Consider the following 14,526-nt stretch of genomic DNA (forward strand, 5'->3'; position numbering starts at 1 on the left):
CCTCCGTGGAAGTCCCAGCCGGTCTACGACTCGCCGGAGGCAACATTCCCGTCACGGTGGACGGTACTCGGGTCTGTGCGCTGTTCTTTGGGACGTTCGTGGGGGTGTGGTGTCCCCGACCAGTCGTGGTCGTCCCCCTCGAATCGTGCTCGAAAACGCTGCGCGTTTTCGGCATTGCGGGATCGAAGATCCCGCTTGCAGTCAGAAATCGACTGATTTCTGACGACATCCCGGAACTCTTTGATTTCCGAGGACACGGGCCGTGCCATCGGCCTGACGGCCTGTTCTGTGTGCCGCTTCAGGAACGTTTCTGACGCTGTGAGATCGGCGTGCCCCTCAAACCCACACGGACAGGTGAGCGTGTCCTGATGCCGTGTCGGTCGGTCTGTGCCGCCACACTGCGGGCACTCTTGGCTGGTCCACGCTTCCGACCGGACTTCGACCGAGATACCGTATTCCTCGGCGGTACAGACCAGTCGCTCGGTGAATTTCTTGAACGACCAGAAGTTGTGGGTCTTGGCGTTGGTCTCGACCGACCAGTGCGTGTCCAGCACGTCGGTCAGGCCACCGATATACACTGTGTCCACGCCCTCCTCGTACAGTCGTTCCAGCAGGTCACGACACAACGCTTCTTGAGCGTGGTCGCGGCGACGGGTTCGCTTCCGATACAGTCGCCGGATACGCCCGCTGCTGTATTGGCCTTCTTCGAGTTTCGACTGCAACCGGGCGATTTCTCGCGTCGTCTCGCGGAACCGCTGGAACAACTCACGGCCCTCGTACAGGTATTGCTCGCCGGTCGTCGTGGTACAGGCGACGAGATTGTTCGCACCAATGTCCAGAGCGGCCGTCTCTGCGGCCAGTGGAGTTGCCCGTGCATCGTCAGAAACAGTCACGGGTTGCGAAGCCCTGAACGTGCAATCAGTCTCGTCGTCCCACAGGTCCAACCGGCCCTGTTTCTCGTAGTCGGGCCAAGTCGGGTCGCCAGCGATCTCCAAGCGGAGACGCCCGGTGTGGTCGTATCGGTCTTTCAACTCACTCCCAACCAGTATCTCAAGTCGGGAGCGGTCGCCCCATTCGACGGTGTATGACGTGTTGCGAATGACGCCTTTGAGTTGTCGCCCATCGTCCTCGTTGCCACGGAGTTCCAGAGAGCGGCGGAAGCGTCCAACAGATCCCGTAGCAGTTGCTCTCCGGTATCGGAGAGCGGTCGCACGGTGAACGTGTTGGTACGCTTCATACCACAATCGTTATCACGTCTTCGCGTCAAATAAGTCTTGTGAGACAATGCGACCAGCAATAGATATTTCGTATGGACTCCACGGACGGGTGAAAGACTACGCCGAAGCAACCGACCAGTCGCTCGATGAAGCGTATATCGAGGTGCTAGAAACAGGACTCGACACGTTGGAGACTCCAGACCAGCAGTAATGCGGCGGTTTCACACAGGAGTTACCGCGATTCACGCCCGCCCTGTTCGATCCTCAGTTCCGACAGAACGTCGGAACACTCGTCCCTCACGGGAAGGGCAGGACTCTCTCGCTGTTACAGGTAGTGCGACCGCCTATCGGCCGAACCGACGCGATCGATTGCAGTATTCTCGGACCGCTCGCAGGAAATCCCGTTTCCGGAAATCCCGCCAGTTCACGTCCGTGAAATACAGTTCCGAGTAGACCGACTGCCAGATCATGAAATCCGAAAGCCGTTCTGCGCCGGTCTTGATAACGAGATCCGGCTCCGATTGGAACACGAGGTGGCTTTCGACGTGTTGATCGTCGATTTCGTCGGGTTCGAGATCACCGGCGTCGACCCGCTCGGCGAGCGTTCGAACGGCGCTGGTAAACTCGTGTTTCCCGCCGAGACCGATTCCGATCTGGATCGGCGCATCGGCCCGTGTCCTGTCTTCGGGTCCGCGAACGGCGACCTCCCGGGGTGCGTCGAGCGTCTCGAGTTCGCGACGCAGAGCAGGCACCGCGGCCGCGTCGAGGACGCTCACGTAGACGGTTATCTGTGACGCGTACTCGACCGCCCACTCGAAGAACTTGGTGAGCGTTTCGTAGGCCCCCCGTTCCAGCAGGTCGCGTTCGGTGATCACGAGCGCAACGTGATCGGGCGGATCGGCCCCGTGGCGACGAATCCTGAGCCCGAGATACCGTTCGTAAACTCCCACGACAGTGATTTTCTCGGCCGATGTGATACGGGTTACGGGTCGTCCCCGCCCGGATTGGCGGAGACGAACTTCCCCGCTATCCCGGCCGCTGACGGCGATAAAACCGGCTCGAGCGGGTTCACGAACCTTGAAGTAATCGCCACAGAAAGGAACCGGTATCGTGACAGCACCCGTTCGGCGAGCCGGCGTGTTTGCACTTATCTGTACGTTCTCGCTCGCCGTTCCGCTCTTCGGACCACGGGTGGGGGCCGCGCTCGCTGGCGGCATCCTGCTGGCCGCCTACGTCGTCACCGACGGTCCAATTTTCGAACTGCTTGCCTATCCGGGCGATTACGAGGATTCACGTCTGTACGGTCTCATAACGTTCGTTCTCTCGGGGGTCGCACTCGGCCTTATGGCGACTGCAGCGTCGATGCCGGTCGCCGTTTTCGTCGGAACGCTACTGCTCGTCGGCTTCGGCAACCTCGGCGAGCAATTGGTCAGACTACGGACCGAACGATCCGTCGTTCGCGTCGGTGCGTTCTGTCTCGCTGGCACGGCGGCCGCCGTCGTCGGGCAGACCATTTCGCACTCGCTTGCCAGCAACGTCGTCGCGTCGATAATGCCGAACGTCATCTTTCTCGCCGCGAGCGGGGCATTTCTCGCCGCGCTCCTCCGGGACGTTTTGTTGCGCTCCGACGATCCGATCGTCGTCCTCTCAGTTGGGCTCCTCCTCTGGCTGCTCGCCGAACTCGAACCGTCGATCGGCGAGTGGGAGATACTCGTTGCGCTCGCCGTCACTATCGCCCTCGGGTACGCGTCCTACCACCTCGAGACGGCATCCATCGCGGGTATGCTCACCGGGATCCTACTCGGCCTGCTGACGATCGTGCTGGGTGACTACCGCTGGTTCGCCGTCCTTATCTCGTTTTTCGCAATCGGTGGCCTCTCGACGAAGTTCCGGTACGAGCGAAAAGAAGCCCTCGGTGTCGCCGAAGACAACAACGGTGCACGCGGCAGCGGAAACGTCCTCGGCAACGCCGCCGTCGCCCTCGTTGCGGTGTTGGGGTATGCAGCCAGCGACGCTGGCTTTCTCCCCTGGGATCCCGTCCTCCTCCTGTTTGCCTTTGCCGGTTCCATTGCGACTGCGATGAGCGATACCCTCTCGAGCGAAATCGGCAGCGTCTTCGAGACGCCGCGACTGATCACTACTCTCGAGCCGGTCGAACCCGGCACGGACGGGGGCGTCACGTGGCAAGGCGAACTCGCGGGTATCGCTGGTGCGGCGGTCGTCGCGGGTATCGCCTACGGGCTGTTCCCCGACGTTGGGAGCACCGGTGTGGCGATCATCGTCGCCGCCGGCATCGTCGGAATGACCGTGGATAGCCTGCTGGGGGCGACGCTCGAAGGGACCATGCTGGGTAATCAGGGCGTCAACTTCCTCGCGACGTTGTCCGGTGCGCTCATCAGTGCCGTACTGGTGCTTACGTTCCCCGTCATCGCGTGAGTCCACCAGGTATCCCGTGCTGCCGATTCCATGACGAAAAACATCGGTCAATCGTCCGCGGTCGGGAACCCATCGTCGACGAGACGCTATCCGCCGGCTGTTCAGTGGGAATCGACTGCTCGTCGGACCGCGAATCGTTCGACCGAATATCGGTCCATACCAGAGTAGGCCTGGTGGAACTCGTCGTCCAGACGATCATGAGTGCCCAGCTACCGAGCAGCGCGAGTGCGGCCAGTGGCGGAGGTGTCATCGCGGGTCGTTCGGTACTGGCTCGGTATCAACGACGTGGTTCGACCGACGATGCCTCGATCCAAACCTGATCGGAGGTTCCGAAGCAGCGGAGCCCGCGATGAGCGCCTACATCACCGCTGTGACGCTGGATTGAAGAATATTCCATATTGGTTCATTCTCGGCATACGCTTATTATTCAGTAGCTTCACTGGGAAATATGTCGAGCGTCCGCCTCGAGAACGACCAGTCGACTCAACGGCGAATCCTGAAGTGGTCCCGTATCGCCCTCCGCCTCGCTCTCGTCGCACTTATCGCGAAGCCGGCACTGAGCAAGTTCGTCACCTACGGAACGTCGGTGTCTTTCTTCGACGCGATTGGAATGCCGATTCCCAGCCTGACCGTCATCGTCGCGGGACTCGTCGAAGGAGTGGCAATCGTATTGCTGCTCGTCGGGACCCGCGAACGGATTGCGATTCTGTCGCTGATACCTGTGATGGTAGTCGCGGTCCTCTACGCCGGACCGAGCTGGAAGAATATCGCCGTTCTCGTCTGCTGCGGGGCGTTCCTCGCGGAAGACATCTGGATGTTGGCCGCACCACTGTGGACGGCCGATAGGTCGGTCGAATAGTCCTCACCACCAGGCACGGGACGAATAACTGAAAAGCTAGCCATAGGATGGAATACCCTGCGACAAATCGTCGTCGCTCGCGCTCGCCCCGATTTCGACCGAGTTAGTCGGCGTCCGGTCGCCGTTGCGCGATATCGTCGATCGCATGGATTCGAACGTCGGTCGGCCGCTTGGTGAACTGCCCGATCGAACGGGCGACAATCCGGTCGACGCCACTATCGGCGGCCAGATCGAGCAGGCGCTGGCCGAGGATGTCGTCGAGGACGACCGTCGCCGGGGCCGTTTCGGCCGACTCGAGGGCATCGTAGGCCTCGCTCGCATCGACTTCGTCGATCGTCTCACCGTTTGCGTCTATGAGCCGAACGCGATCGGTGTCCGCCCGGATGATAGCCGACGCATGGCCGTAGACGGTTTCCGGGTCGCGCTCATCGGCCGGTTCGGCCTGGACCTCCGCGTCGTTTTCCTCGCCGCGATCCGGTTCGGATCGTTCCGATTCGGGGGTCGCTGAATCGAGTTGGCCCCGGTTTCCGGTCGCTCGATCGGTTTTGGCTCTCGCCTGCGACTTGGAATCGGTTTCGGCTTCGCCGCTCGAGTCGAACACTGATTCCGTTCGGGCGGACGATGCGCGGTCGTGATGGTTCGAAGTAGTCGCTCCCTCCTCGATGGTCGCCGAAGAGGCGGTTCCGGCGTCGGACACCGGCGGTGCTGGCGTGGTACTGCCGTCGGTCGCGGCGACCGCTTCGCGGGGTTCGTTCAATTCGGAGACGGTCTCGTACGGGACCTTGTTTCGGAGGGCGGCGAACAGTTCGTGGTGATCGAGGTCTTCGACGGAGCTATCGGCAGGGGCGAACGCAACGTAATCGACGTCGCCAACCTGCGACAGTTCCTCGAGAATGAGGTCGCCGCCGCGGTCGCCGTCGAGGAAGGCCGTCACGGTTCGGTGGCGGGTGAGTTCGGAGACTGCGTCCGGGACGCTCGTTCCTTCGACTGCGATGGCGTTTTTGATGCCATACTTGAGCAGCGTCTGGACGTCGGCCCGTCCTTCGACGACGATAATGGCGTCGCTGTCGGTGACGCGGGGACCGGCGGGCAACCCCTCGTACTCGGTGATGTCCTCGACGCGAACGTGCTGGCGCACCTCAGTGAGGATCTCGTCCGAGGACATGATCGTGTCGTCGAACCCCGTCTGGAGCAGTTCCTTCGCGCGGTCGACGACTTCCTTTCGTTTCGCAGCCCGAACGTCCTCGAGTTCTCTCACCTCGAGAGTGGCCCGACACGGGCCGACTCGGGTGATCGTCTCGAGGGATGCGGCGAGAGTGGCGGTTTCGACTTTGTCGAGGCTGGTCGCTATCGTTACCTGACCATGGGATTGGCCCTGTGTACTTGCAATTTCGACGTCGATACGGCCGACTTTTCCCGACTGACGGAGGTCGCGAAGATCGAGTTCGTCGCCGAGCAGGCCTTCGGTCTGGCCGAATATCGCGCCGACGACGTCGCTCCGTTCGACGACCCCGTCAGCCGTCACGTCCGCGTGAATGAGGTATTTCGAAGTGTCTTCCATTGGAGATCTGTCCCCGCGAGGGGCGCGGTGACGCGGGAGTCGCGTGCAGAGACCGATTTATATAAGAATTCGTTCGTGAGGGGGAAATAGCTGTTGACCGCCGGAGAACGGACCACAGGTCGAGAACCGCGACCGCTTCGTTCGTGGGTCGGATTCCGGTGACACAGATGCTGTCGGCCGCGGCTTCACCGAGCAGTCCGATCGACTTCGTCGACCGCCACTTCCCGACCAGACGGATCACGATGCGACAGACCAGACGAACCGACGTACATCGTCCATTCTCAGTACGACGGCCGATACCAGTACCAGTAAACCATCACCGCAAGCAAGACGGTCAGTCCACCGAGGAAAAAGAGTAATCCGGGCGGGACGGTTTCGAACACCGCATCGGCGACCTCGAGACCGCCGTCGCTGGCGTTCTGAACGCTCTCGTTTCCGGCGTCGAGTGCGGAATCAGACGAACCTGCACTACCCCCGGCGGTATCGGTTCCCGTATTATTAGTTTCGTTGATAGTTTCGATCCCGAAATCGCCGCCGCCGTCGGTCGAATCCCCGCTCGATCCGTCGTCGACTGCCCCAGCCGGTTCCGTCGGGTTCGAACCCTCGTCCTGCGATCCTGACTTAGTCGGTGTAAGCCACCGGATAACGCCATACTGGACTAGCAGACTGCCACCAGCAAGTGCGCCGACACCGCCGATAAACCGCGTGAGCGCGTCTTTCAGCTGCGTCGCACGTGATTCGTCGCTCGTTACGATCAGGGGGCCGTCAGTCGTTGTATAGACGCTCATCTCGTTCCCGCGCGAGGAGTACCAGGTGTCGATCACCTCCACGAGGCCGGCATCCTCTAAGTTCTCCAGGTGGTAGCGAACGTTCTGGATCGAAGAGTCGATCGCGTCGGCGATGTCGCTTGGCGTCCCGGGTTCGTCGTCGAGTCGGGAGTAGATTCGTCGAGCCGTCGTCGAGGAGAGGGCGGCAAACACCGCGTCGGCATCCTCACCCTCGAGGTCGACGATGCGGGGTTTTCCCTCCTCGGCGGCCGTCTCGGAGCGAAAGGGAAACAGACGGGCCATTTCGAGTGTAATACGTATTTGCTATCAAACACGTAAACCCTTTTTCCTCGGTGAAAGAGCGTTTTCAGCTAGGGAAAACCACGGGACGTAACCACCCTGGCGGATCGATGAACAATTCTCTTCGATATCGATGATCGAATAGAAAGAATTACCCATACTCGGACGAACCGAGAGGCATGCGCCGTACCGAACTCGGACTCTGGATCGGCGTCGCCGTCGTCCTCGCCAGCTTCGCAATTCCGTGGTTCCTGTGGGGATCCGCGACCGTCGTCGCCGGGCTACCGATGTGGCTCTGGTGGCACGTCGGCTGGATGGGACTGGCGTCGATCGTATTCTGGGTGTTCACCAGACGCGCGTGGGGTATCGGTATCGAACCAGGCGGTCGGAACGCGAGCGAAGCAGCCCGCGGAAGGACCGACGCCGCTCGAGGGTCGGATGCCGGGGGTGAGTCGCCGTGAACGCGGTTACGCTGCAACTCGCCATCATCGTGGGCTACCTCCTGATTGCGCTCGCGGTCGGGCTGGTCGCCTACCGGCTGACCGAGCGGACCGCAGAGGACTTCTACCTCGCGAGCCGAACGCTCGGGACCGTCGTCCTGCTCTTTACGACCTTCGCGACGTTACTGTCCGCGTTCACGTTCTTCGCCGGGCCGAACATCGCGTACGCGAACGGACCCGAGTGGGTTCTGGTCATGGGGCTGATGGACGGTATCATCTTCGCCGTCCTCTGGTACGTGATCGGCTACAAGCAGTGGCTGCTCGGCCAGCAGTATGGCTACGTGACTCTCGGCGAGATGCTCGGCGACCGCTTCGGTTCGCGGTGGCTCCGCGGCCTCGTCGCCGGTGTGAGCCTGCTGTGGCTATTCCCGTACGTCATGCTCCAGCAAGTCGGCGCAGGGACCGCACTCGAGGCGCTCACCGAAGGAACGGTCTCGTACGCCGCCGGTGCCGGGCTGATCACGGCGTTCATGATCCTCTACGTCGTCGCCGCCGGGATGCGGGGGATCGCCTGGACCGATACGATCCAGGGAGCGTTCATGCTGATTACGACCTGGGCCGCGCTGCTGTGGGTTCTCGCGGCCGTGGGCGGGCCCGGTGCTGCGACGGAAGCGCTCGCGTCGAACCCCGACACTGCCGGCTTCCTCTCGCTCGGGGGCGGTGTCTACTCGGTCCCGTGGATCCTCTCGACGGCGATCACGATCGGCTTCGGCGTCGCGATGTTTCCACAGGTCAACCAGCGCTTTTTCGCGGCTGGGTCGCGGCGGGTCCTCCAGCGCTCGTTCGCGCTCTGGCCGATCCTTTGCGTGTTGCTATTCGTACCTTCGTTCATGCTCGGCGCGTGGGCCGCCGGTCTCGGGGTCGCGGTGCCGGACGGCGCGAACGTTCTCCCCATCGTCCTCGCGGAGTACACGCCGCTCTGGTTCGCAGCACTCATCATCGCCGGCGCGATGGCGGCGATGATGTCCTCGTCCGATTCGATGCTCCTCTCCGGTTCGTCGTACTTCACGCGGGACCTCTACCGCCCGTTCGTCGACCGAACCCTCTCCGATCGCCGCGAGGATCTGCTCGCCCGCGGCGGAGTCGTGATCTTTGCAACAGCTGCCTTCGTCGCCAGCCTGTTCCAGCCCGCGACGCTGTTCGAGATCGGTGAGGCCGCCTTCAGCGGCTTCGCTCAGCTCGCGCTGCCCGTCCTGCTCGCGCTCTACTGGCGACGGACGACGCGAGCCGGCATCACTGCCGGCATTCTATCGAGCCAAGCGTTCTACATGATGAGCCTCTTCCTCGCCATCGTTCCCGGTTCCTACGCGGGCTGGTCGGCCGGTCTCGTCGGAATGGGACTCAGTCTGCTCGTCACCGCCGCCGTCTCCCTGGTCACGACGCCGGCCGCCGCCGAGCGCCGCGCGATCTACTTCGATAAGCTCGGAGCGGACTGAACGGAGCGCGAACCACCACACTGAACGGTCCCGTCACTGTACGACCCGTCGATGGCAATCGACCTGCCGCCCGCGGTCGCCGACGACTGGCAGCGCGTGGGCCGCCGAACCGACGATCGGACCCTTTCGCTCGCAACGATCACGACCGAGACGGCCGTGTTCGAACACCAGCCGACCGCCGACGCTCTCGAGCGGCTTCGATCCGTTGGCGACGTTCCGGTGCGGTCGCTGTTCACCGTCGACGTACGCATCAGCCCATCTCTGGAGACGATCGGCCTTTCGGCAGCCGACGCGCTCGAGGTCGCCGCCCCCAACGCTCGCGACCAGTTCGTCGACACCATCGAAGACGACGAAATCGCCGTTCGAGGCGAACGCACGAGCGAACACATCGATCGACCGGACGGGGCGGTCGGTCACCTCAGCGTTCTCGAGACCGCGTACCCGATCGACACGACGAATACGTCCGATACGGTCGAAGCCGCTGGCGCAGACGCCAGCATCGACGCGGAAGCACACGTGGCTATCTGGCCCGCCGACGACGCGTACGTCCTGGCCGGCGGGCTGCTTCCGCTCGAAGGTCCCGACGGCGCCGACCTCCTCGCCGCTGCGCTCGACGTCGATCCGGCCCGCGATCGCGAGGCAATCGTCGACCTGTTTCGGGGACTCGATCTCGGAGCGCCAGCCGGAAACGGGGTTTCCGACGGTCTCGAGTGAAGTCACTCTCAGATCGAACGGGAGCGTTCGCGCTCGGGATGGCGAAATGATCGACGGAAGACCCCAATCGAATGCACGACGGGGTTTCCAGGCTCAGAGAAGCCCCAGCGCGCGTCCGAGAAAGTAGCCGCTCGCGGCGACGAACCAGCCGGTAAAAACGACTATCGCGAGTCCGAACGCCGCTTTTGGCGTCGGTCGCCCTCGCTTGAGATCCCTGAACGCGTGGTTGCGAAGGTTGTGGGTCCCGAATACGTCGACGAACAGCCAGTAGCCGTCGCCGTCGATGAGCGGATTGAAGACGAACAGCAGCCGAAACAGCTGGACGAGGATTAGCGAGCCGAGGATGGCGGAGTCGGGAGAGAGCGTCAGCGCTATCGCAAGGCCGAGCGTGACGACGATATCAACGATCGGTCCGGCGAGGCTAATCCAAATGCGAACGTTTCGCGGACACTGCCAGGCGTCCCTGGTTCGAGTTATCACTGCCGGAATGATGCCGTTCAGTCGCCCGATCGTGATCGACGGTTCGAAATAGGGCCGGCTGGCGGCGTAGTGGCCGAACTCGTGGAGAAGTGTCGCTCCGATGAAAAACGGCACGATGACGAACGTATTCCCGATCGAACCCGGTGGACTCCAGATCGGTCCCCAGTTGGCGACCACCAGCGCGCAGAGTGCGAGCGTCATCCCTGCAGCCACTACGAGTCGCGGCCACAGACGGATATCCCCCGGAGTCTCGACCCGTCGTATTTCGCCTCCCGGCTCGAGGTATCCGCCTTCGGCCAGCAGGTCGACCGCCTCCAGAACCTTCGGGTCGACTGACGATGGCTCGCTCTCACCGACGGCGAGTTTGCGCAACGGCTCCTGAAACGCCGGATCGATGCGCTTGTATTCGCCGTCGTCGTTTCGGATCCAGATCGTCCCGTCGGTTTCGCCCCAGGTATACCCGAAATTTCGGCGTATTTCGGTCCCGTCCCGTTCCGAATCGTCATCGGAGATTGCATCGCTGGAAACCGTCATGGGTCGGCGAGAAACGCAGCGAGTTCGTCGGCGACACGCGTACCCGCGAGTTCATCGAACGTCGCGAACATCGGCGACGGGTTCGCCTCGAGAACGACGAAGCGGTCGGAGCCGTCGATGACGTCGACGCCCGTAAACGGGAGTTCGAGTTGCGTGGCTGCACGGCACGCTGCTCGTTCGATTTCGGGATCGAGAGAGTCGAGTGGAATCCGTTCGACGTCGTGTTCGACGCTGCGATAATCGAGCGCGTCCGAGACGATGCGGGCGGCGGCGACTGCCTCTCCGTCGACGACGAACACGCGAACGTCGTCCCCGTCGATCCGCTCTTGAAACTGTACCGGGGAGTTTGCGAGCCGAGTGAGGCGTTCGTCTTCGAGATCATCCTTCTCGAGGCGGTGTGCGTGGCCGCCACCGGTGACGGGTTTGTAGATGACGTCCTCGACGCGGTTTGCGAACGTCCGTACCTCGTCCGGATCGTTCGTCGAGCACGTCTCCGGTACCGGAACCCCGGCCGCAGAGAGCGTCGAGAGCTGCCAGGGTTTCAGATCGTGAATACTCATCGCCTCGGGCGGATTTATTACCCGTACACCTTCGTCCTGAAGACGCTTGACTGCAGATAGAAGGAGACCCCGGTATTCGCGTATCTGATTGATCACTGACAGCGGGCGCTCATCTAACTCGGACTCGAACTCCGGATAGCGGGCATCGAAGCCGAGCTGTCGCAAGTAAATCGTGTGATATTCCGCCGGGATCTCTTCGGTGTCGGCTACCGAAACGCTCGTTTGGTCTCCGACGTGTCGAACCGTCGCCGGCACGTCGCCGGGCCAAGACGATGCGTCCCACAGCGCCGTTTCGACCCCCCGTTTCTCGAGTTCTCGTGTCACCGCTTTCACCTGCAGGTCCGCTTCTGGACCGATTAACAGTACACCCATACGCCGAATTATTTAGCTACTATACCAATAACACTATTGAAGTTAGATTGCGTATTTTACGTATCGATGTAGATATATAACCGTCCTTTTGAACCCGAAGAGGTTCACGATCCAATCCGTGACCGGAATTGGGCCCGTTACCGAGCCGCAGCCGTGTGTCAATGTCATCTGGTAACAGCCATCAATAATTGCGTGAACTTGCATGATTTAGAAAGTTTAATAGTGAGTTGTCTTCAACCAGCAATTTGCATGACAGCAGAAAATAACGACGGTGTGCACTTCGTCGAAGACCTCGAAGAACGATCGAACGCCTCTCCGATGGTTACGACACTGGCAATCGGTGAGGAAGGTGGAGTCACGACGCTGGCCTGTGCGGAAACGGGCTGCTAGTGTCGCTCGAGGCCGAACTGACGAGTGGAACCGGACGCACTTTCCCGGATAGCCGCCTCGGCTGACACCGGGAAAGACACGAGAGAAACGCTCCTCTGTTTTTGTGACACACCGTTGCGTCGAACAGCAGTTGGCAGATCGGTACTCGACTGAAAAAGCCCGCAGCAGGTTTTCGTCGGACGCGTTCGGGAGTCTGGTGGTTTTTATACCGTCCGGTCACCTCTACAGTATATGCAAACGCACATCGTTCCGGTCGGCTTCGACTACGACCGGCTGATCGCGCCGCTCGTCCGTGATCAGATCGACGTCGACAGCGTCATCCTTCTCGAGGGAGCCGTCGGCAGCGAGGCCAACGTCGAATACTCCCGGCACCTCTCGAAGAAGCTCGAAACGGATTTCAAAAACCTGCTCGGCGCGCAGACGAACCGATTTATTCTTGAGGATGTGTACAACTACGACGAGGCCTTCGAACAGGCTTACGACCTTATTACGGCGGAACTCGACCGAGGAAACGAGGTCTGGGTTAACGTCGCTGCAATGCCTCGGACCGTGAGTTTCGCCTTCGCGAACGCCGCCCACTCGCTGATGGTCGAGCGCCAGGAGGATCGAGAGGGGATACATACCTACTACACTGCCCCCGAAAAGTACCTCGAGACAGAACTCGCCGAAGAACTGCGCGAACAGATCGCACTGCTCGAGGAATTTCTCGAAGCAGAGACGGCGCCCGATATCGAGGGCGACCGAATCGAGACCCGCCTGGAAAGTGCCCGCCACCTACTCGACGAATTCGACGAACGCGGGACGACCATCGGCGCGAAGGAGATCGCCGGCAAACACATCGTCGAGTTGCCGGTCGCCTCTTTTTCGAACGTCAAGCCGTTCGAGGAGCTCATCCTGTACAAGCTCGGTGAAGATGGAGAGTTCGATTCGGTCTCGGAACTCGCGGAGTCGTTGGCCCGCGAACTCAACGAGGAGTACACCGACAGTTTCCGCTCGAAAGTGATCTACAACGTCGACCGCCTGGGACCGGGTGGGAAAGGTTACATCGAACGCGAGGAACACGGCAAATCGTACCGGACGCGATTGTCACGAATCGGCGAACTGTGGGTGCGCGCTCACTCCAACGACGACATCGACGACTGAGTGCCAGTGGCGCGGCCCTGACCTGCCTCCGCTGTTTTTGCTCGAGATTCGATCCGGCCGTTTACCGGCTCCGATCGAGAGCCGCGAGCGTCGACGAGCGCACTCCGAATCGGGTTTGACGTCGCAACGAGTGCGTATAGTACCGACGTGCCTCGAACGACGGTAGTCCCGCGAACGACGGGAGGGAGTACGTCGGAGACGAACCGTTGCTCTCGGCTCCGGCTACGAGTCGATCAGTTGCCGGGTGATCGCCATCGATTCGTCAGGTTCTCCTCGTTTGTGGACGTGTTCGACGCGAATCGGGGACACGATATCAAAGGGACCGCGGAACCACAGCTTCGGAACCGGAACGACGCGGAATGAAAGCGGTATCGAGGACCCGAACGTGGCCGAAACGAAGACGATGGCAATCGATAGCGACGGAATGCCGGCCGAAAGAGGCTATCTGATGAGGTTTCGAGTTGAAAGCCGCTCGAGAGACATGAGAATGTCTTCGAGAAGCGTAAATATACTCTCTTTGTGCTTTCGTTTGTTGTAATGGATCTCCGTGGGCAAGATGCCGATCTGATCGTAGGTCGCAAACGCGCCCATGGGGACGGATTCGCGTTCCATAATGAACGCGCGTATTTCCGATATTAACGCGTGTATATGGACGAGCGCTTGTTTTCTCATCGGCCGTACCCCTCCTGTGAATGGATGAGCCGTGGTGACCCGTCGTGGACGTGGATGCATCCACACCCGCTGACGGTGACGGTGAATTCATCGTACGTGAATTCCACACCGACGCGGCAATCCCGTTCGGCTGCATGCTGTAGAAGCCGAAATACCGCCTCCGGTTCAACGGACTCGTACAACGGTTCGATATCAGTTATCTCCGTGTTTTCGAGCACAGCCAGTACCTGTGCAAGTACCTCTATCACGGCACTTTCGTCATCGTACTCCGTCCATATCTCTACTCTCCCGTCAGCCGTCACGTCGAAGCCATCGTACGCCATAGCGGGAATGATAATCGTTAACACATAACTTCCTACCCCCGATGGTTTGGTAAAGTAATTATTGTGGGCAAGAACAGCAAACGAATTTCATACTGTTGTTCGTGGGATCGAGCGATACAGCACACGAGAAGTGAACGGATACCACTGATCCGTTTTCATACATCTCCATACGCTCTTTGCGTTCATCGACGGACTACGGAGGCTGTAGCGGCGGTTTGCACCGACGGCGTTCTGCGTTTGATCGGTTGGATTACTCGAGCGG

The 14,526-nt window shown here is 60.8% G+C and carries 16 protein-coding genes; 8 read left to right on the forward strand and 8 right to left on the reverse strand.

The genetic code is table 11. The annotated features are described in order from the left end of the window. Positions 1–23 precede the first annotated feature (23 nt). Positions 24–1,148 (reverse strand): RNA-guided endonuclease TnpB family protein, encoded by a 1,125-nt coding sequence (locus HYG82_RS31275; RefSeq protein WP_425495422.1) that lies wholly within the window; start codon positions 1,146–1,148, stop codon positions 24–26. A 136-nt stretch (positions 1,149–1,284) separates the two neighbouring features. Here HYG82_RS31275 and HYG82_RS31280 point away from each other — a divergent pair, with 136 nt between their 5' ends. After that, positions 1,285–1,428 carry a hypothetical protein gene (locus HYG82_RS31280; RefSeq protein WP_179260972.1) on the forward strand — a complete coding sequence of 48 codons (144 nt, stop codon included), beginning with the start codon at positions 1,285–1,287 and terminating at the stop codon, positions 1,426–1,428. 133 nt (positions 1,429–1,561) lie between these two features. Here the strand turns inward: HYG82_RS31280 and HYG82_RS31285 are convergent, their stop codons facing one another. After that, positions 1,562–2,167 carry an undecaprenyl diphosphate synthase family protein gene (locus HYG82_RS31285; protein WP_179260973.1) on the reverse strand — a complete coding sequence of 202 codons (606 nt, stop codon included), beginning with the start codon at positions 2,165–2,167 and terminating at the stop codon, positions 1,562–1,564. Positions 2,168–2,327: 160 nt separating this feature from the next. Here HYG82_RS31285 and HYG82_RS31290 point away from each other — a divergent pair, with 160 nt between their 5' ends. Both HYG82_RS31290 and HYG82_RS31295 read left to right on the forward strand, forming a co-directional pair. Then, complete coding sequence (locus HYG82_RS31290) at positions 2,328–3,653, forward strand: DUF92 domain-containing protein (RefSeq protein ID WP_179260974.1); 1,326 nt, start codon at positions 2,328–2,330, stop codon at positions 3,651–3,653. A gap of 448 nt (positions 3,654–4,101) precedes the next feature. After that, complete coding sequence (locus HYG82_RS31295) at positions 4,102–4,512, forward strand: DoxX family protein (protein WP_179260975.1); 411 nt, start codon at positions 4,102–4,104, stop codon at positions 4,510–4,512. Between the two features lie 103 nt (positions 4,513–4,615). On the opposite strand, the gene dnaG is transcribed toward HYG82_RS31295, so the two are convergent. Together dnaG and HYG82_RS31305 are read right to left on the reverse strand one after the other, a co-directional pair. After that, a complete protein-coding gene (gene dnaG / locus HYG82_RS31300) occupies positions 4,616–6,073 on the reverse strand; it encodes a DNA primase DnaG (RefSeq protein WP_179260976.1) in 1,458 nt (485 codons plus the stop codon). Positions 6,074–6,354: 281 nt separating this feature from the next. Continuing rightward, positions 6,355–7,143 (reverse strand): ArsR/SmtB family transcription factor, encoded by a 789-nt coding sequence (locus HYG82_RS31305; protein ID WP_179260977.1) that lies wholly within the window; start codon positions 7,141–7,143, stop codon positions 6,355–6,357. Positions 7,144–7,319: 176 nt separating this feature from the next. On the opposite strand from HYG82_RS31305, the gene HYG82_RS31310 reads away from it, so the two are divergent. Genes HYG82_RS31310 through HYG82_RS31320 form a run of 3 tightly spaced genes read left to right on the forward strand, consistent with a single transcriptional unit; the run spans position 7,320 to position 9,790 of the window. Continuing rightward, positions 7,320–7,601 (forward strand): DUF3311 domain-containing protein, encoded by a 282-nt coding sequence (locus HYG82_RS31310; protein WP_179260978.1) that lies wholly within the window; start codon positions 7,320–7,322, stop codon positions 7,599–7,601. After that, positions 7,598–9,076, forward strand: a complete 1,479-nt coding sequence (locus tag HYG82_RS31315) for a sodium:solute symporter family protein (RefSeq protein ID WP_179260979.1) — start codon at positions 7,598–7,600, stop codon at positions 9,074–9,076. The genes HYG82_RS31310 and HYG82_RS31315 overlap by 4 nt, the downstream gene beginning before the upstream one ends. Before the next feature lie 51 nt (positions 9,077–9,127). Beyond that, the gene (locus HYG82_RS31320) at positions 9,128–9,790 is read left to right on the forward strand and encodes a DUF6517 family protein (protein WP_179260980.1); all 663 of its coding nucleotides are present in this window, start codon (positions 9,128–9,130) and stop codon (positions 9,788–9,790) included. 93 nt (positions 9,791–9,883) lie between these two features. Here the strand turns inward: HYG82_RS31320 and HYG82_RS31325 are convergent, their stop codons facing one another. Both HYG82_RS31325 and HYG82_RS31330 read right to left on the reverse strand, forming a co-directional pair. Continuing rightward, positions 9,884–10,804 carry a hypothetical protein gene (locus HYG82_RS31325; RefSeq protein WP_179260981.1) on the reverse strand — a complete coding sequence of 307 codons (921 nt, stop codon included), beginning with the start codon at positions 10,802–10,804 and terminating at the stop codon, positions 9,884–9,886. After that, on the reverse strand, positions 10,801–11,736 hold the full coding sequence (locus HYG82_RS31330) for an ATP-grasp domain-containing protein (RefSeq protein WP_179260982.1): 936 nt from the start codon (positions 11,734–11,736) through the stop codon (positions 10,801–10,803). The genes HYG82_RS31325 and HYG82_RS31330 overlap by 4 nt, the downstream gene beginning before the upstream one ends. Positions 11,737–11,985: 249 nt before the next feature. Between HYG82_RS31330 and HYG82_RS31335 the strand changes: the two genes are divergently transcribed. Further along, positions 11,986–12,126 (forward strand): hypothetical protein, encoded by a 141-nt coding sequence (locus HYG82_RS31335; protein WP_179260983.1) that lies wholly within the window; start codon positions 11,986–11,988, stop codon positions 12,124–12,126. A gap of 231 nt (positions 12,127–12,357) precedes the next feature. Continuing rightward, positions 12,358–13,269: an HFX_2341 family transcriptional regulator gene (locus tag HYG82_RS31340; RefSeq protein ID WP_179260984.1), complete on the forward strand. Its 912-nt coding sequence runs from the start codon at positions 12,358–12,360 to the stop codon at positions 13,267–13,269. Between the two features lie 441 nt (positions 13,270–13,710). Here HYG82_RS31340 and HYG82_RS31345 read toward each other — a convergent pair whose 3' ends face one another. Beyond that, on the reverse strand, positions 13,711–13,881 hold the full coding sequence (locus tag HYG82_RS31345; RefSeq protein WP_235217879.1) for a UPF0058 family protein: 171 nt from the start codon (positions 13,879–13,881) through the stop codon (positions 13,711–13,713). Positions 13,882–13,937: 56 nt separating this feature from the next. Next, the gene (locus HYG82_RS31350) at positions 13,938–14,264 is read right to left on the reverse strand and encodes a HalOD1 output domain-containing protein (RefSeq protein WP_179260986.1); all 327 of its coding nucleotides are present in this window, start codon (positions 14,262–14,264) and stop codon (positions 13,938–13,940) included. Between the last annotated feature and the right edge of the window lie 262 nt (positions 14,265–14,526).

It is taken from the genome of Natrinema halophilum, assembly GCF_013402815.2.
Lineage (GTDB): Archaea > Halobacteriota > Halobacteria > Halobacteriales > Natrialbaceae > Natrinema > Natrinema halophilum.